Raw genomic sequence first — 15543 nt, forward strand, 5'->3', positions numbered from 1 at the left:
ATGTCCGACCAGAACCAACTGACTTCGCTGTCCGCCGTCGAGCTGCGTCGCCTGATCGGCGCGCGCCAGATTTCGCCGGTGGAACTGCTGGAAGCCTGCATCGCGCGGATCGAGCGCTATAACCCGCTGATCAACGCGATCACCGCCACCTGCTACGAGCGCGCACGCGAGGAGGCGAGGGCGGCGGAACAGGCGGTGATGCGCGGCGATACGCTGGGCCTTCTGCATGGCCTGCCGCTCGGGGTCAAGGATCTCGAGGCGACGGCCGGCCTGCTGACGACCTACGGCTCCCCGCTGTACCGGGGCAATGTGCCCGCGCAGGACAACACGCTGGTCGCGCGGCTGCGGCAGGCCGGCGCCGTGGTCGTCGGCAAGACCAATATTCCCGAGATGGGCGCGGGCGCCAATTCGCGCAATGCCGTGTGGGGCGCCACCGGCAATCCGTTCAATCCGAACCTGAACGCCGGCGGCTCGTCGGGCGGATCGGCGGCCGCGCTGGCGGCGGACTTTCTGCCGGTCTGCACGGGTTCGGATACCGGCGGGTCGCTGCGTATCCCCGCTGCGAAATGCGGGGTGGTGGGCTTTCGCCCGTCGCCGGGGCTGGTGCCGAACTCGCGCAAGCTGCTGGGATGGACGCCGATTTCCGTGGTCGGCCCGATGGGGCGCACGGTGGCCGATGCCTGCTTGCAGCTGGCCGCGTCGGCCGGGGAATCGGCCGGCGATCCGCTCAGCCACGCGGTCGATCCGCTGGCGTTCCTGACGCCGGCACGCGTCGATCTGTCCGGGCTGCGCGTGGGCTGGACCGAGGACTTCGGCAGCTGCGCCGTCGATGCCGATATCCGCCGCGTGTTCCGCGCGCGGATCGCCGCGATGCGGCACCTGTTCAAGTCCTGCGACGAGGTCGCATTCGACCTGGGCGACGTGCATCGCTGCTTCGACGTGCTGCGCGCAGAGAGCTTCGTCGCGTCGCTGCGCGACACCTACGAGCGCGACCCCGACAGCCTCGGCCCCAATACGCGCGCCAACTACGAGATCGGCGCGCGCATGTCGCTGGTCGACAGCGCGTGGGCGCAGGCCGAACAGACTCGCGTTTTTCAGCGCTTCCAGCAGGCGTTCCGCGACTACGACGTGATCCTGTCCCCGACCACGCCGGTGTCGCCGTTCCCCTGGACCACGCTCTACGCGGACGTCGTCGAGGGGGCGAAGCAGGAGAACTACTACCGCTGGCTGGCGCTGACCTATGTGGTGACGCTGACCACCCATCCCTGCCTCGCCTTGCCCTGCGGCACCGACGAGGCCGGCATGCCCTTCGGCCTGCAGATCACCGGCCCGTTCCGCGGCGATGCACTGACGCTCGGCGTGGCACAGGCGATGGAATCGGCGTTTGCATCGATGCCCGGCTTGTCGCGCCCGAAGCCGGACCTAGACAGGCTGACGCCCGCCGAGCCGGGATTGCGGTCGATTGTTACGGCGCCGCCGGAGGGGGTGGAGACGGACAAGGCGGGGACTGGGACGGTGTCGGCCGTGTAGTGGGACCAACGGCCGGCAGAGCTGAAGCGCCGCGGCTAGGGCAGCCCATGCGATGCCTTGACGTCGGTGTTCGTTCGCTCGGTGCCGGAAAGGGAAACGTCGGGACGGAAAGGCGCGCCAGCCGTTGGTGCGTCTCCTCCGTCAGCGAAGCGATCAGACCGGTCCGGGCCCTCTTCCTGCCGTGAATGTACGGCGCGATGAGTCGGTAACCCCTGTCGTCCCCGCTTTCGAAGTAGCGGAATATCCAGTACGCAATCAGGTCCGCCATCTGGATGAGACGAGAGGCCTTCGAATCGAGGAAGAGCGGCACTTCAGCAAAGTTGCGCAGCTTGCCGTTGGTATGCCCCTGGTGTTTGAAAACGCGCGACAGTGCCTGGAGCTTTTCTTCATAGCTGTTCTTGTCGACGATCACGAGCCCTCGCTGCGCGTTGGAGCGCTTGGCCCGGTACAGCGACGTCAAGTACCGGTCGAACTCGCGCGCGACGTTCTCGAAGCTTCGTTGGACGATCTGGTCGGTCGCCATCGTGCTTTTCTCGATCACTGATGCGAACACCTTGAGTTTCAGTCGAGGGTCGGCCAGCAAGCCAAGAATATCGACTACCGCCTGCACTCGATCCGCGGGCTTGATGCCCTGCCATTCGTCCTTTCCGGTGCGCATTGGCGCACCGTGGAACTCTATGTTTCCAGGGTCGGTAGTGCTGAACCGCTCTGCAATCGGATCGATATGCGACTCAAGCCAGTGAGTCTGTCGCTCAAACACACAGAATCCGGCCAAGACGAAGAATTTCGTCGCCGGATCATGGACGTGGCCCGACTCATCCAGGTAGAGAAGATACACAGCGCACCTGCTAACGAAAAAGCGGACCGCTTTGCGGTCCGCTCAGGTATGAGGTAAGCCGAGTGGAGCGATCGTCCAACGCACCGATGTCTCAGCGCTCTCGACTATTCGGTCAGTCTAGCTTTGCCCTCAAGCGTCCGCAAGCGTCATCTCCTCACGAGAAGGGGGCGTCGGTACAAAACAACCAGAGTTGGACGGGAATCTGTTCTTGGGGTTTCCTGGCGGCGGGTGGTTGTCAGATCTCCTAGCCGCCAAGGTGCCTCGCCGCAATAACAACGGCAATGCCGGTTACGTCATCACGAACAGCAACAACTGGGTAGAGCTGGCCTGGGATGGCGCAAACATCCAAACCTACGTCGACTCACAGTACCAAGGCGCGTTGGTGACGCACACGAGGCTGTTCGACTATTTGCAGGGGCCGCTGTCGACGGTCTTCAAAGACCGTCACATTGGCTCGCTTGCGCTCGGATCAAATACTGGTCCGAATCCGGCCCAGCCGGGATCGTGGGTGCCGACGGGCACCGCTCACAACTCTGTGTATCTCTATGTACGTGTGGGGTAATACATGCAAGCGATGACGCTTGAATACCAGGAAGTGTCCAACCCGCGTTGGATCGATGCCAGCAAGACTGGCGTTACGGTGGACCTGATCTTTCCCCATCTGGCGGCGATGGACCCGAAGTACGAGACCGAGAAAATCGCGTTCAACGCGATGCCAACCGACAGCTACGCGCATGGTCGTGAGATCTACGCTCGTGCCGTGGCTGGTGAATTCGGCCCCATTGCGGAGCCTAACGCTCCTGCGCAGAACCAGACGGCCGCCTAACGAAGTGGCCGGCGTGGCGAACTTGAAGTAACGGGGTTACGGCGGAATGTTGGAGCATTCCGCCGCATCCCGGACCTGCAGAGTAGACCTGCAAGCCAAGGCCTAGCCCCCGACCGCGTCGACGCAGCGGGCGAAGCCTACCAGTGTTTAACAGTTAAGAAAAGGCTTGCGCATTACACCATGTTCGGAAACCCGAGCCCCATCATTCCCTGGCTGGGTGGCAAACGCCGCTTGGCCGACAAGCTCTTGCCGCTGTTCCCTTCGCATGAGTGCTACGTTGAAGTGTTCTGCGGTGGGGCGGCCCTTTACTTCCTGCGCCGCATGCCCGCTGCAGTGGAAGTAATCAACGATATCAACGGCGACCTGGTCAACCTGTATCGGGTGGTTCAGCACCATCTGGAAGAGTTCGTACGCCAGTTCAAGTGGGCGCTGTCCAGTCGGCAGATGTTCAAATGGGCGCAGCTGGCCAGCCCCGAAACGCTTACCGACATTCAGCGAGCTGCCCGGTTCTTCTACCTACAGCACCATGCGTTCGGCGGCAAAGTTGACGGCCAAACGTATGGCACGGCCACGACCGCGCCGATGATCAACCTCTGCCGGATTGAGGAGAGCCTCTCGGCGGCCCATCTGCGCCTCGCTGGCACCAACGTCGAAAACCTACCGTGGCAGGAATGCATGCGACGTTACGATCGGTCGCACACGCTCTTCTATCTCGATCCACCATACTGGCAGACCGAAGGGTATGGTGTGCCGTTCGCCTTCGACAACTACGTTGAAATGGCCGAGATGATGCGGGCGGCTCAAGGAAAGGTCATGGTGTCCATCAACGACCATCCCGACATTCGCGCAGCCTTCGCCGGCCACCATATGATGGGCCTCGACATCAAATACAGCGTGGCAAATGCTCAGGGACGTCCTCAGACGAGCCGTGAGCTGGTGATCATGAATTGGAGGCCAGAGGACCTCGGGCAACTCTTCTGAGCGATGCCCACGGGCACATGCTGGCCGTGTCAGCCAGCTACCGTGGCTCCCAGCCACCAGCGCAGCTTGGCTCGCCGTTGTAGTTTGGAGAGCGAGTCGAGCTGTGCCGTGGAGCCTTGCTGTGTGGGCGCAGATGTCGCGCCAATAGCGGAAACAAAGCGACGGAGGCCAGCTTGTTCGTTAGCTGGTGAGTACCGTGCCCGCAGGACGTCAATGCCAGGAAGCAGCTCGCCGATGGAATCGGCGGGCGTTTTTTCCAGTTGATCGACTCTTGCGAGGACGCGGCGCGCAAAAGATCCAATGTCCCCCGTGTCGACTGGTTCAAAGTTTGGCGCGCGCCAATACTCTCGACCACCTCCGCCGTGATAGCCGATAACGTAGTTGCCACAAAGCGCTGCCTCGATCGGTGGCAGGCCGAGACCCTCCAAGTCGGAGAACGACATGAAGATGCGGGACATCTGCAAGGCTTCTGCGACTTGCGTCTCATTCATGCCATCGATCGCGATCGTGTCCCAGCCTGCCGGTAAGCGTTGCTTCAGGGCGAACAAAACCGCAGCGGCGTGTCGGCCGTTCTTGCGAGGCATGAAAGTAATGACATTGCGCTTGCCTCGCCCCGTCGCAAATGTGTCCGCATGGATCGAGCATTGGACATTCACGATCCGGTCTGCGAGGCTCGGATAATGCAGCGCAAGGAGGTCCGACGTATCACTCGATATCGAAAGAATTGCGGAGGCGTTCTGGTACGCGAAGCAAATGTCGGAATCGGACGTGTGACGACAGCGCTCGCTCAGGTAGTACCCGTTTTGCACGAAGATCGAGTACGGCATGCCGGCCTTGACCAGCATGCGGGCGAGCGAAGCGGCCTTTATTTCCGGCAGGACCAGATGATCGGTCGCGCGAAGATCCTTCGCGGCGATGGTGGGAGCAGGCCGCCGCGCCCACCGATAAAGATGCCCGCGCCTCTCATGAAGAATAGCCGCGGGGATGCCCATATCGTTAAGGGCGTTGCAATGGTCATAGATGACCTTAACACCCCCTGCGTGCGCATCAGGACGAGGCGAGGTGGCGTAGTAGATGACGCGCATATCAATAGTGACCCGAACTGCTCTTGTTATTTGCCGCAATTATAAGCGCGAACCTCCCGGGCTTGGCACTAGCGTGAGGTTATCTGTACGGCACCTATACCACCTGGGTGACCGATCCTCCCTTTCCACGATATGCTTCGAAGATGTTAAGAAAGGAGGCCGATGGAAATGGACGGGATGTGGTGGCCCCTGGCGGCCGTGGTGGTGGGCGTAGTGTTTCTCCTTGTCTTCCACCGGCAAATCGCCGGTTTGCTGGATCGCACGACGCGTGTCGGTAGAGACGGCCTGTCCACCGGCACTCCAGACACACAAAGCAAGCCCCGGTCCGTCGATGAAGAGATCGAAGCGATCATGGCAGCAAATAGCTCGCCGCTGGTCAGTGAGGTAGAACAGCACATCACCGCAGAGCTGGATAAGCGGAACGTCGCTGGGGCAGACCGCCATCGTTTCTTGCTGCGGGCGCTTGCCGCAATGCACATCGGGCGCGAGTTCGATAACGTGTTCTACGGGATCTTCAACAGCCAATACCTTTTGCTGACGCAATTGAACAGTTCCCCGGCCCCCATGCCGCGAGCGATGGCCAAAACGATCTACGATGGTGCCGCAAGCGCGAACCCCTCGGTCTATCAGGCCGACTCGTTTGACCGCTGGCTGGCATGGCTGATGGATAGGACCTTGGTAGGAGAGAACCAACAAGGGCTCTTTATCACCGTCAGAGGGCGCGAGTTCCTGCAGTCGGCTGTGCGGAACGGCTGGAGGCCCCTTAACAATTACTAACTCGCTGTAGATGCGCCCTAGCGGAAAATGCCAAAGGGCCTGCAAAACGGTGCCAAGCATCGCGCGACGTTACAGCATCCCAATGCGCGACCATTTCCATGCGTTGGACGGGGATGGCTTGGTCATTGGCTCCGCCGGTGTCGCTGAGCGGCGGACAGCCTCTAATTCATCATCGAGGGCGACAGATATGCATGCAGCGGGATTCGCGCTCGGCCAAGGTGCCATCTTGGCACCAAGACTGCGGACAATCTCGCGCTTGCCGCTGTGTTGCTCAATCAGGTCTAGAGGATTCTGCGGCGGATGCAATAGACGTTGCCGCGCTTCGCGAGGTGGTGGGCCGTTCGGGTTTCTCCGGCGCCTGTGTAACACCCGCGCGGCATAGTGCACTGCGTGAAACCCTTATCCCACCTGCTTTTCCAAGCCAGACAAGGCTTAGAGGTATCTGGCGGAGAGAGGGGGATTCGAACCCCCGATGGGCTATTAACCCATACACGCTTTCCAGGCGTGCGACTTAAACCACTCATCCATCTCTCCGGAAGCCCGCGATTATATCAGACTCCCCTGCAGAAGCCACAGTTTCGTGATGTGAGCAGGGGCGGGAGAGACGTGGTAGCAAGCAAGCGCTGTTACGCCGCTTTCCGGCGGGGCTTTGGCCCAGGTTCACGTTGTTCCTCTCGCGCCTGGTCCCGCTCGTTGCTGACTTCGATGACGATCCGTTTCATCTCCGAGGTGGCGAAACGCGTAAGCGCTTCGCGCATCAGCGGCTGGTAGCCCATCTTGTGATATTGCGCAATCGCCTTGTATTGCTCCAGCAGGTCCTTGGGCAGGCGAATCGAGATCGCCTGCATCCCCAGGGACTGATTCACCGAATCCTGCAGGTCCTTGGGCGCGACGGCCACGTAGTGTTCGTCTTCGCCCAGCGTACCGTTGTCCCATGCCTCTTCGGTACCCGGGATCTTGGCGGCTTGAGTCATACCCTCTCCTGGTCAGTTACTTTCCGAACTTGTTGTAGATGGCCTGGATCTTCTCGGAGGCGTCGTAAGCGGACTTGACGACGTTGTTTCCTTCCTTGTGGATGAAGATCACCTTGAGCAAGCGGCCCGCGTTGGTCTCCGCAACGAACCACAGCGTTGGCGGGTCGGTGGCATGTTCCTCTCGGGTGTCGATAAGGAGTTGGCCGCAAATGTTGGAGAACGCCTCTCGCACCTCCGCCTCGGAAACATTGTGCTTGGTCCGCAGCTTCTCAATGATTCGAGGCGCGAGAACTATGCTCATGATGAGAGTGTATATACAGTAAGTGAGTTCGAAACAAAAGTGGCGCACCGTGATAAATACTCGATGCGCCACGTTGAGGCCTATTTAAGCACTTTGTCGGCCGATTTTCTTGGTCATGCTGCCGAAAAGCAAAATCTTCTGTATATACGCGATGCTCGCCGACTTCCCGGCCGGGCTCACCAACTGACCACCACCGCCTCCGCCGACCGCTGGTGCGGCCCGTGGTACACCGCCTCGACGTTGTTCCCGTCCGGATCCAGCAGGAACGCCGCGTAGTAGCCGGGGTGATAGTCGCGCTCGCCGGGGCCGCCGTTGTCGCGGCCGTCGGCGGCGAGGCCGGCCTTGTAGAAGGCGTCGACCGTTTCGCGGTCCTTGGCCTGGAAGGCGAAGTGGGCGTGGGAGATCTGGCCCGGCGTGCCTTCGTCGACCCACAGCTCGTCGGCGTAGAAGTAGCCATCGCCGTCGGTGATGTCGATGCCCAGCACGCCGAGCACCGCGCCGTAGAAGCGGCGCGACGCGCCGAGGTCGCGGACCTTGAGGTGGAGATGGTCGATCAGGCGGCCGCGTTGGATCTGCATGGGTGTCTCCTGGGTGAGGATTCGATGGTGGCAATCCGAGGCCGGTGAGGCATCGGAGTGACTTTATCGGCGCACCACGGCTGGGTGGCCGGTATCGAAGCATTATGGTCTCCGCCCACCCGAACGGAAGCGCCCGAAAAACTCCTTGACTATCTACCTAGTAGTAGATAAAGTGAGACTCATGGATGCGGCGCCGCAGCGAAGAAGAAGTGAAGCGGCACCAGCCCAACGCAACAACCCCGGGAATCCGGGATTTTTTTGAGTCGGGTTATCTATCTATTAGTAGATTCGACAACCGGATTCCAATCCAAATCGATTCGAGCCGCCCGATGCGGCTTCCTGAAAGGAGCAAATCATGACCAACCGTACCTTCGCCAAGACCCTGTTGACCGCCGCCACCCTTGCCGCCGCCTTCGTGGCTGGCACCGCGCAGGCTGCCACCGTTCCCGCCGACAAGTACGGCTACGAGTTCCGCGCCGGCGAGCGCAGCACCTATGTCGACGGTGCCCGCAGCGGCAATCGCAACACCTTCGTTGACGGCGCCCGCAGCGGCAAGGCGGATCCGTACGCGGACGGGGCTCGCACCGGCAAGGCCGACCCGTACACCGATGGCGCCCGCATCGTCGCCGGCCTGGACCGCACCGGCGTGTCGGCCAGCCCGGCTCGCAGCGTGAACCAGTTCACCGACGGCGCCCGTAGCGGCAAGTTCGACCCGTACACCGACGGCGCGCGCGTCGTCGCCGGCCTGGATCGCTCCGGCGTGTCGGCCAGCCCGGCTCGCAGCGTGAACCAGTTCACCGACGGCGCCCGTGGCGGCAAGTTCGACCCGTACACCGACGGCGCCCGCATCGTCGCCGGCCTGGATCGCACCGGCGTGTCGGCCGAGCCGTCGCGCAGCCCGTACACGGACGGCGCGCGCCAGGGTCGCTTCGATGTCTTTACCGAAGGCGCTCGCCAAGGCCAGTTTGACGTGTTCACCGAAGGCGCGCTCGTCGCCGGCCTCGATCGCACCGGCGTGTCGGCCGAGCCGTCGCGCAGCCCGTACACCGACGGCGCCCGCCAGGGCCGCTTCGATGTCTTCACCGAAGGCGCTCGCCAGGGCCAGTTCGACGTGTTCACCGAAGGTGCCAACGCTTGAAGGGCAATACCGCAACGGCCGCTCGTGGTAGCGGGGGAGGGCATGTCATGAAAGACGCTTCGACTTCCCGCTCCGCCGGCCGGGGTCACCCCTCCGGCGCGAGCTCGACGGTCCGTGACAGGCTGCTCGAACACACGCTCGACCTGATCCGCAAGCGGGGCTTCAACGGCTTCAGCTACCGCGATCTGGCCGAGCGCGTCGGCGTCAAGACTTCAAGCATCCATTACTACTTCCCGACCAAGGAAGACCTGGCACTGGAAGCGGTGAACGCCTACAGCGAACGCTCGGCGCGTTACCTGGAGGGCATCGATCCGGCGCTGCCGCCGCTGGAGCAGGCCAAGCGTTACCTGGCGTCGTGGCGGCGCGAATGCAGCGGGCAACAGGTGTGTCTTGCCGGCATGCTGTCGACGGAGGCGCTGTGCCTGCCGCCGGCGGTGCATCACGCGCTGCAGGAGTTCCATCGGATCAACGAAAGCTGGCTGACGGCGCTGCTGGAGCGCGCCCGCGCGCAGAACGGCGGCGATGCGCAGCCGGCGATCGGCTCGGCGGCGCTGGCGCAGGTATTGTTCGCGGCCTTGCAGAACAGCCTGGTGTCCGTGCGGCTGTTCAATCAGGCCGAGCGGCTCGAGCCGGCGGCGAATCTGCTGCTGGCCGCGGTGGCGGGACCCGATGTGCCGGCAGGGTTGTCGTCGGCTTCGACCTCGGCCGCGGGCAACGCAACGAACGAGCCAAAGGCCGAGCCGCAGGCGCTCAACGCGGCGACGGCTTGAACGCCGGTGCGTCGACGGCGCCGTGGCGCTCCGCCTCGCCGTCCTTCCCATAGCCCAGCCATCCCGCCAGCCGTGGCCACCGCGCCGCGGCGGCGCAGGCCGCCTGGGCTTCCTGCTCGTCGACATAGCGATGCGCGGCGAAGCCCGGCACCTTCATCGCCAGCGCCTCGATATCGTTATTGGGCCGCGGTGCGTGCCGCGCTCGCAGGCCGCGCCGCAGGCCGGCGCGTTTGCGCTCGCCGTCGCTCATTTGCCATCCACCCATACGCCGTCGGGCGTGCGCACCACGTAGCCGGTGCCGCGCTTCATCATCACGGTCGCCTCGTTCTCGCCGACCATGCGGGTTTGCGGCAGGTCCGCCGCGTACTGCGACGGCGCGGGCGCGCCTTGCCGGAACGGACTGTCGGCGACCAGGTTCGACAACAGCTGCGACAGCGCCAGATAGCTGCTCGGGGCGTGGATCGTCACCGGCCCTCCGCCGCCATTGCCGTTGCCCTGCGCATGGCCTGCGGCATTTCCTGCCGCATTACCTCCCGCGTTGCCGCCGGCACTACCGCTGCCCGCAATACCACCCGCATTGCCGCCAACCTCGCCGCCCGCATTGCCACCCTGCAGCCCGATCAGCTTGACCCCCACCGGCACATGCACGATTCGCGGCGTCGGAATCTCGCGCATGCCGGCGATCTGGTTGGCATCGCCACGCAGCGCCGCGCCGTGCTCGGGCACGAACACCACCACCGCCTTGCGGCCCGACTGCTCGATCAACGCGATCAGCTTGTCGATATCGTCCAGCAGCCGCGTCAGCCGCAGCGGATACGACTGGATGCTGGTCAGCTTCGAATCCGGCAGGCGGTTGCCGTCGTGCAGCGTGACCGTGTTGTAGTACAGCGCCAGCGGTCCGCTGTTCTGCGCGAGTCGCGACTTGTACCACTTCTCCAGCACCGCGTAGTCGCCCAGGATCGGCGAATTGTCGAAGGCCCGCATCGCCGGCGGCACGCCGTCGACCGGCACGTGCGTGACGTTCGGAATGCCGATCTCCTTGTCGACGAAGCCGCGGAAATTGTCGAAGCGGCCATCGTGGTTCATCAGCACGCGCGTATCGAAGCCGGCCTGCGCCAGCGCCTCGAACAGATGGCATTGCGGCTGCGCCGGCGAGTACAACGCCTGGTGCGGCTGCTGCCCGCAGGTTGCGCGCAGCAGCCGGATCGCCGCCGGACCGCTGTAGCTGGCCGCCGAACTGAACTCGGTGAACAGATAGTCGAAGCGCGACAGCAGCGGATGGTTGCGTGCCTTGGCGACGTCGAGATCGTCCCAGGACAGCGAGCAGACATGCAGCACGATGATGTCGAACTGGCTGTCGGGCGAGGCGCTCAACGGCGTGAACGCGACCTGGCGCGAGGCCTCCTGCGTGCGGAACGCGTTCAGCTGCGCCTCGTTGTCGCCGACCTCGGCCGGGCTGTCGATCCGCATCGTCGGAGCCGGGCGCTGCGCGACGCGCGTGGCGGCGGCCCCGGTCGCCGCGGCGCCCGTCGAAGCCGTGCCGGCCCCTTGCCACAGCGGCACCAGGACCAGCGCGAGCAGCACGAAGGTGGTGACGCGCACCCAGCGGTTGATCACCAGATAGGCCAGCGTGACAACGATCGCGCCCAGCACCATCTGCGGACTGACGAAGCGCTGCAGCAGCTCCAGCAGATAGGCCGGCGTGAAGGCGCTCAGATTCGAGAACTGCGAGACCACCCGCGCGAACGGCGGCAGGTTCGATTCGTGGTACAGCAGCGCCACGCCGACGACCACGGCCAGCACCTGGCGCAGCACGCGCAGGCCGCGGTGTTCCACCGGCAGCACCAGCCACAGCGCGAACAGCAGGTTCAGCAGCCAGCGCGGCTGCACCTGTCCGATCGCGAACAGGTAGAGCTTGGCGGCGAAGTAGAGGTTCCAGATTCCCATGGGGTTGGCGGTTCGGGATTGCGGTTCGAGGTGCGTGGATGGGTGCGTTGATCGATGCTATGACGTGCGATGGCGGTGCGAGGGCGTTTGCAACGACGGTGCGCGTGCCCGGACTCAGGACTGCCGCGTTCGCCGCCGCACCAGCGCGGCCTCGAGCATGTCGATCGCGGCGTCGTACAGGCGCAGGAAGCCTTGATAACCCATCTCGATGACCTCCTTGAGCCCGCGCAGCGGCGCGTCGCGCGGCTGGTCGTCCAGCCAGTCGATCCACGCGTCGGCACGGCCGAAGGTGCACTGGATCAGCTGCGTCTCGGCTTCCGGGCTCAGGTCCTGCATCCGCACGCCCAGGTGGCGGTTGACGTTGCGCGCCACCGTGGCGGCGAAGTGGTATTCGCGCGCGCCGCGCGACAGGCAGACGCCGACGCGTTCGCCTTCGCCGAGCGCCACGTCGATCGGCAGCAGCAGTCCCAGGCCGCCCAGCGAATAGTTCTCGGTCTTGCACGCCAGCGTGGTGCCGTCCGGCAGCAGCAGCGTGGCCGGCACGCGCATCGGAATCCGGTGCGACACGCGCACCTGGCGCGCTTCCTTGGCGACGCCGATGGCCGCGCCGAGCATCAGCAGGTTGACGGTCGCCCAGACCATGTTCATCACGACCGTGCCGGGTTCCGTGGTGGTGCCCATCAGCAGCCGGCCCACGCCCATGCCCAGGCCCGCCACGTTCAGGGCGAGCAGCAGCAGATAGGGCTTGGAGATCGTCCAGTCCAGGTAGTCGTCCTCGATCCGGCCGCCCTTGGCCGTCACGTTGAACTTGCCGAGCCGCGGATTGATGAAGGCCATCGTGGTCGGCAGCACGATGTACCACGCCAGCACCGATTCGTAGACCTCGGCCCAGAACGAATGCCGGTACTTGCCCTGGATGCGCGAGTTGGTGATGTTGGCGATCACCAGATAGGGCAGCACGTAGGCCGCGATCATCGCCGCCGAGGTGTTGATCACATGCATGCCGAACACCAGGTAGGCGAGCGGCATCGTCAGGAAGATCAGCCGCGGGATGCCGTAGAAGAAATGCAGCATCGCGTTCGAGTAGCACAGCCGCTGGAACAGCTTGAGCCCCTTGCCGAGCAGCGGATTGTCGATGCGGAAGATCTGCGCCATGCCGCGCGCCCAGCGGATGCGCTGGCCGATATGGCTGGCCAGGCTTTCGGTGGCCAGCCCAGCCGCCTGCACGGTGCGCAGGTACGCGGTGTTGTAGCCGCGCCGGTGCAGCTTCAGCGCGGTGTGCGCATCCTCGGTCACGGTCTCGACCGCGATGCCGCCGATCTCGGCCAGCGGCGCACGCTTGATCACGGCGCACGAGCCGCAGAAGAAGGCCGCGTTCCACAGGTCGTTGCCGTCCTGGATCAGCCCGTAGAACAGGCTTCCTTCGTTGGGCACGCGGCGGAAGGTATCGAAGTTGCGCTCGAACGGATCGGGCGAGAAGAAGTGGTGGGGCGTCTGCACCATCGCGCAGCGCGGATCGGCGATGAACTCGCCCATCGTCATCTGCAGGAAGGAGCGGGTCGGAATGTGGTCGCAATCGAAGATCGCGATGTAGTCGCCCTGCGTCACCGACAGCGCATGGTTGATATTGCCGGCCTTGGCGTGCCGATTGTCGTTGCGCGTCAGGTAGTGCACGCCGGCCTGCTCCGCGAAGGCCTGCATCTGCGGCCGCCGGCCGTCGTCCAGCAGGTAGATGTTCAGCTTGCCGCTGGGCCAGTCGAGGCTGCGCGCGGCGTAGACGGTCGGCTGCACCACCGACAGCGGCTCGTTGTAGGTCGGGATATAGACGTCGACGGTCGGCCATTGCGCAGGATCGGCCGGCATCGGCTTGGGCCGGCGCGACAACGGCCAGGCGGTCTGCACATAGCCGAGGATCAGCACCAGCCAGGTGTAGGCCTCGGCGGCGAACAGCAGATAGCCGATGGTGACCTCCATCGGCGTGGCCAGGTCCAGCGTCTCGGTGGCACGCCACCAGATATAGCGCAGCGTCATCAGCAGCGACAGCGCCATCATCGTCAGCGTGGGGAAGCGCCCCGGGATCCTGCGCAGCACCATCACCGCGATCCAGACCAGCGCGAACACGGTCAGCTGTCCGCCCAGCGGCAGCGGCGTGGTGCACAGCACCAGCCCGGTCAGCGCGGCCAGCACCAGCAGCGTGGGCGCGAGGCCGCGCACGCGATGCACCAGCGCCGCCACGTGGGCCAGGCCGCTGCTGGCACGCATCCAGTCGACGCGCGGCAGGCGCGCCGCCAGGCGCCGCCGCTTGCGCGCGACGTAGCGATAGGCCGGCTCGAGCCGGTGATCGAGCCAGCGGCGCAGCGGCGATTGCGGCGGCGCCTGTTCCTGCGGGCTGCGCCGGCGCGTCGGCGCGGCCAGGCGCCGGCGCGGCCGGGGCGGGCGCACGAACAATCGCCATACGCGACGCGGCAGGCTGTGACGTGGATCGATGCCAAGACGCTCGGCGGAGCGGGCCGACAGCCACGCGGCAAACTCGGCCGGCCAGTCGCGCTTGCCGGGCCGCGCCGGGCGGAAGAACAGGCGCACCAGCCATTCGTTGCGCGCGGGCCGCTCGCCAAGATCCAGGCCTTGGGCCAGCGCGGCACGCAGCCGCAGGGTCAGGTCGAGCAGCACGCCGAGGATCATCTGCGTGTCCCCGCGTCTTGCGCGGCCGCACCAAGCGATGCCGCGATCCATTGCGACAGCCAGGCTGCGATGCCCTGCAGATCGTGCGCGGCCTGCGAATGCGGCATCGCGCGGCAGAAGTTCTCGCCGCGCGCCAGCGCTTCGGGCAGGCCGTGATCCAGATGCACCTGATAGGGCAGCAGCCGCTCGCGCAGCCGGGTGCGCAGCAGCGCCAGCACATCGCCATGCAGCTGGCGCGCGGGCTGGGACCCGCGTTGCCACCACGCGATAGGGCAGGCCGATCCGTTCCAGCGCATGTTGCATGCGCGGCAGCGTGGCGCAGACCTCCGGCTCGGGCGGCGCCAGCACCAGCGCCAGATCCGCGGCGGCGAGCGCCTGCGTGGCATGCAGGGCCGGCCAGGCGGGCGTATCCGATCAGGACAATGCCGTCGTCGGGCAGGTCGCGACCTGCGCCAGCAGCGCGCGCAGCCAGTGCGGCTGCTCGATCAGGCAGCGCGTGGCGACGGCCTCGGCGTCATCATCGGTGCCGCCGCGTTCGCGTTCGCGTTCGCGTTCGCCGTCGCCGTGGCTGTGGCCGTGGCCGTGGCCGTGGCTGTGGCTGTGGCCGTGGCTGTCGCCACCACCGTTGTCGCGAGGCAATCCATCCACCTGACCCCACGGCACCAGCAGCACGTCGTCGTCGCTGCGCAGGGCCGCGGTGGCCCAGTCGCTCGCCGACGGCCGCAGCGCCGCGTCGACCAGCCCGCGTTCGACCGGCTCGCGCAGGCCAAAATGCAGGCCGAGCAGATTACGCGGATCGCACTCCAGCGCCAGCACCGCATGCCCGCGCCCGGCCAGCAGCGAGGCCAGCGCGGCGGTCATCGTGCTGCGGCCCGCGCCGCCTACCGGCGCGACGATGGCGATCGTCTTCATCGCGTGCCGTCCTTCGGCGCCTGCCACCGCTTGCCGCGGATCACGATGCCTTCGAGCTGGGGCGGCAGCCGCACCGCGCGGCGCTGGCGCGGCTGGAACCAGCGCGGCATCACGCGCATGAGGTCCAGCTTCCAGATCAGCCAGGCGACGGGGGCGGCCAGTATCAGGCCCCAGATGAAATATCCGATAAAGACGCGCATGGCG

General features: G+C 64.9%; 16 protein-coding genes, 1 tRNA gene and 2 pseudogenes. 7 read left to right on the plus strand and 12 right to left on the minus strand.

The features are described from left to right. The gene (locus K7G19_RS13005; protein WP_226107573.1) at nt 1–1530 is read left to right on the plus strand and encodes an amidase; all 1530 of its coding nucleotides are present in this window, start codon (nt 1–3) and stop codon (nt 1528–1530) included. Here the strand turns inward: K7G19_RS13005 and K7G19_RS13010 are convergent. Further along, nucleotides 1466–2368, minus strand: a complete 903-nt coding sequence (locus K7G19_RS13010; RefSeq protein ID WP_226107574.1) for a DUF3800 domain-containing protein — start codon at nt 2366–2368, stop codon at nt 1466–1468. The two genes, K7G19_RS13005 and K7G19_RS13010, sit on opposite strands and share 65 nt — an antisense overlap. A gap of 232 nt (nt 2369–2600) precedes the next feature. On the opposite strand from K7G19_RS13010, the gene K7G19_RS13015 reads away from it, so the two are divergent. From K7G19_RS13015 to K7G19_RS13025, 3 genes are all read left to right on the plus strand, one after another. Then, the gene (locus K7G19_RS13015; RefSeq protein ID WP_226107575.1) at nt 2601–2930 is read left to right on the plus strand and encodes a hypothetical protein; all 330 of its coding nucleotides are present in this window, start codon (nt 2601–2603) and stop codon (nt 2928–2930) included. A gap of 3 nt (nt 2931–2933) precedes the next feature. After that, a complete protein-coding gene (locus tag K7G19_RS13020; protein WP_226107577.1) occupies nt 2934–3194 on the plus strand; it encodes a hypothetical protein in 261 nt (86 codons plus the stop codon). 180 nt (nt 3195–3374) lie between these two features. Further along, entirely contained in the window at nt 3375–4175 is an 801-nt protein-coding gene (locus tag K7G19_RS13025) for a DNA adenine methylase (protein WP_226107579.1), read from the plus strand. Between the two features lie 29 nt (nt 4176–4204). Here the strand turns inward: K7G19_RS13025 and K7G19_RS13030 are convergent, their stop codons facing one another. Further along, nucleotides 4205–5260: a glycosyltransferase gene (locus K7G19_RS13030; protein WP_226107581.1), complete on the minus strand. Its 1056-nt coding sequence runs from the start codon at nt 5258–5260 to the stop codon at nt 4205–4207. A 162-nt stretch (nt 5261–5422) separates the two neighbouring features. Between K7G19_RS13030 and K7G19_RS13035 the strand changes: the two genes are divergently transcribed. After that, on the plus strand, nt 5423–6037 hold the full coding sequence (locus tag K7G19_RS13035) for a hypothetical protein (RefSeq protein ID WP_226107583.1): 615 nt from the start codon (nt 5423–5425) through the stop codon (nt 6035–6037). A gap of 443 nt (nt 6038–6480) precedes the next feature. On the opposite strand, the gene K7G19_RS13040 is transcribed toward K7G19_RS13035, so the two are convergent. The 4 genes from K7G19_RS13040 to K7G19_RS13055 form a co-directional block, all read right to left on the minus strand. After that, nucleotides 6481–6571, minus strand: a tRNA-Ser gene (locus K7G19_RS13040). Between the two features lie 92 nt (nt 6572–6663). Beyond that, entirely contained in the window at nt 6664–7011 is a 348-nt protein-coding gene (locus tag K7G19_RS13045) for a BrnA antitoxin family protein (RefSeq protein ID WP_226107585.1), read from the minus strand. A 16-nt stretch (nt 7012–7027) separates the two neighbouring features. Continuing rightward, on the minus strand, nt 7028–7312 hold the full coding sequence (locus K7G19_RS13050; protein WP_190286327.1) for an ADP-ribosyl-(dinitrogen reductase) hydrolase: 285 nt from the start codon (nt 7310–7312) through the stop codon (nt 7028–7030). 176 nt (nt 7313–7488) lie between these two features. Continuing rightward, nucleotides 7489–7890, minus strand: coding sequence for a VOC family protein (locus tag K7G19_RS13055; RefSeq protein WP_150082672.1), 402 nt, complete (start codon nt 7888–7890; stop codon nt 7489–7491). A gap of 355 nt (nt 7891–8245) precedes the next feature. Between K7G19_RS13055 and K7G19_RS13060 the strand changes: the two are divergent. Together K7G19_RS13060 and K7G19_RS13065 are read left to right on the plus strand one after the other, a co-directional pair. Further along, a pseudogene (locus tag K7G19_RS13060) lies at nt 8246–8842 on the plus strand (copper resistance protein CopQ); the annotation flags it as partial. Nucleotides 8843–9075: 233 nt separating this feature from the next. Continuing rightward, nucleotides 9076–9798 carry a TetR/AcrR family transcriptional regulator gene (locus K7G19_RS13065; RefSeq protein ID WP_149319781.1) on the plus strand — a complete coding sequence of 241 codons (723 nt, stop codon included), beginning with the start codon at nt 9076–9078 and terminating at the stop codon, nt 9796–9798. On the opposite strand, the gene K7G19_RS13070 is transcribed toward K7G19_RS13065, so the two are convergent. The 6 genes and pseudogenes from K7G19_RS13070 to K7G19_RS13095 form a co-directional block, all read right to left on the minus strand. Then, on the minus strand, nt 9779–10048 hold the full coding sequence (locus tag K7G19_RS13070) for a hypothetical protein (protein ID WP_226107587.1): 270 nt from the start codon (nt 10046–10048) through the stop codon (nt 9779–9781). The two genes, K7G19_RS13065 and K7G19_RS13070, sit on opposite strands and share 20 nt — an antisense overlap. Next, complete coding sequence (gene bcsG / locus K7G19_RS13075) at nt 10045–11745, minus strand: cellulose biosynthesis protein BcsG (RefSeq protein WP_226107589.1); 1701 nt, start codon at nt 11743–11745, stop codon at nt 10045–10047. Before bcsG ends, K7G19_RS13070 begins: the two co-directional genes overlap by 4 nt. A 114-nt stretch (nt 11746–11859) precedes the next feature. Further along, the gene (gene bcsA, locus K7G19_RS13080; protein WP_226107591.1) at nt 11860–14427 is read right to left on the minus strand and encodes a UDP-forming cellulose synthase catalytic subunit; all 2568 of its coding nucleotides are present in this window, start codon (nt 14425–14427) and stop codon (nt 11860–11862) included. Continuing rightward, nucleotides 14424–14723: a cellulose synthase operon protein YhjQ/BcsQ gene (locus tag K7G19_RS13085; protein WP_226107593.1), complete on the minus strand. Its 300-nt coding sequence runs from the start codon at nt 14721–14723 to the stop codon at nt 14424–14426. The genes bcsA and K7G19_RS13085 overlap by 4 nt, the downstream gene beginning before the upstream one ends. Nucleotides 14724–15065: 342 nt before the next feature. Next, a pseudogene (locus tag K7G19_RS25090) lies at nt 15066–15339 on the minus strand (cellulose synthase operon protein YhjQ/BcsQ); the annotation flags it as partial. Beyond that, nucleotides 15336–15539, minus strand: a complete 204-nt coding sequence (locus K7G19_RS13095) for a hypothetical protein (RefSeq protein ID WP_149319785.1) — start codon at nt 15537–15539, stop codon at nt 15336–15338. The gene K7G19_RS13095 and the pseudogene K7G19_RS25090, both read right to left, overlap by 4 nt. Nucleotides 15540–15543: the final 4 nt, after the last annotated feature.

This window comes from Cupriavidus sp. DB3 (assembly GCF_020418465.1).
Classification (GTDB): domain Bacteria; phylum Pseudomonadota; class Gammaproteobacteria; order Burkholderiales; family Burkholderiaceae; genus Cupriavidus; species Cupriavidus cauae.

Coding starts and splice junctions, on each gene's coding strand:
- bcsA (WP_226107591.1), bottom strand. CDS start 14,427: ATGATCCTCGGCGTGCTGCTCGACCTGACCCTGCGGCTGCGTGCCGCG.
- K7G19_RS13030 (WP_226107581.1), bottom strand. CDS start 5,260: ATGCGCGTCATCTACTACGCCACCTCGCCTCGTCCTGATGCGCACGCA.
- K7G19_RS13005 (WP_226107573.1), top strand. CDS start 1: ATGTCCGACCAGAACCAACTGACTTCGCTGTCCGCCGTCGAGCTGCGT.
- K7G19_RS13020 (WP_226107577.1), top strand. CDS start 2,934: ATGCAAGCGATGACGCTTGAATACCAGGAAGTGTCCAACCCGCGTTGG.
- K7G19_RS13025 (WP_226107579.1), top strand. CDS start 3,375: ATGTTCGGAAACCCGAGCCCCATCATTCCCTGGCTGGGTGGCAAACGC.
- K7G19_RS13055 (WP_150082672.1), bottom strand. CDS start 7,890: ATGCAGATCCAACGCGGCCGCCTGATCGACCATCTCCACCTCAAGGTC.
- K7G19_RS13085 (WP_226107593.1), bottom strand. CDS start 14,723: ATGCGCTGGAACGGATCGGCCTGCCCTATCGCGTGGTGGCAACGCGGG.
- K7G19_RS13065 (WP_149319781.1), top strand. CDS start 9,076: ATGAAAGACGCTTCGACTTCCCGCTCCGCCGGCCGGGGTCACCCCTCC.
- bcsG (WP_226107589.1), bottom strand. CDS start 11,745: ATGGGAATCTGGAACCTCTACTTCGCCGCCAAGCTCTACCTGTTCGCG.
- K7G19_RS13050 (WP_190286327.1), bottom strand. CDS start 7,312: ATGAGCATAGTTCTCGCGCCTCGAATCATTGAGAAGCTGCGGACCAAG.
- K7G19_RS13095 (WP_149319785.1), bottom strand. CDS start 15,539: ATGCGCGTCTTTATCGGATATTTCATCTGGGGCCTGATACTGGCCGCC.
- K7G19_RS13070 (WP_226107587.1), bottom strand. CDS start 10,048: ATGAGCGACGGCGAGCGCAAACGCGCCGGCCTGCGGCGCGGCCTGCGA.
- K7G19_RS13035 (WP_226107583.1), top strand. CDS start 5,423: ATGGAAATGGACGGGATGTGGTGGCCCCTGGCGGCCGTGGTGGTGGGC.
- K7G19_RS13045 (WP_226107585.1), bottom strand. CDS start 7,011: ATGACTCAAGCCGCCAAGATCCCGGGTACCGAAGAGGCATGGGACAAC.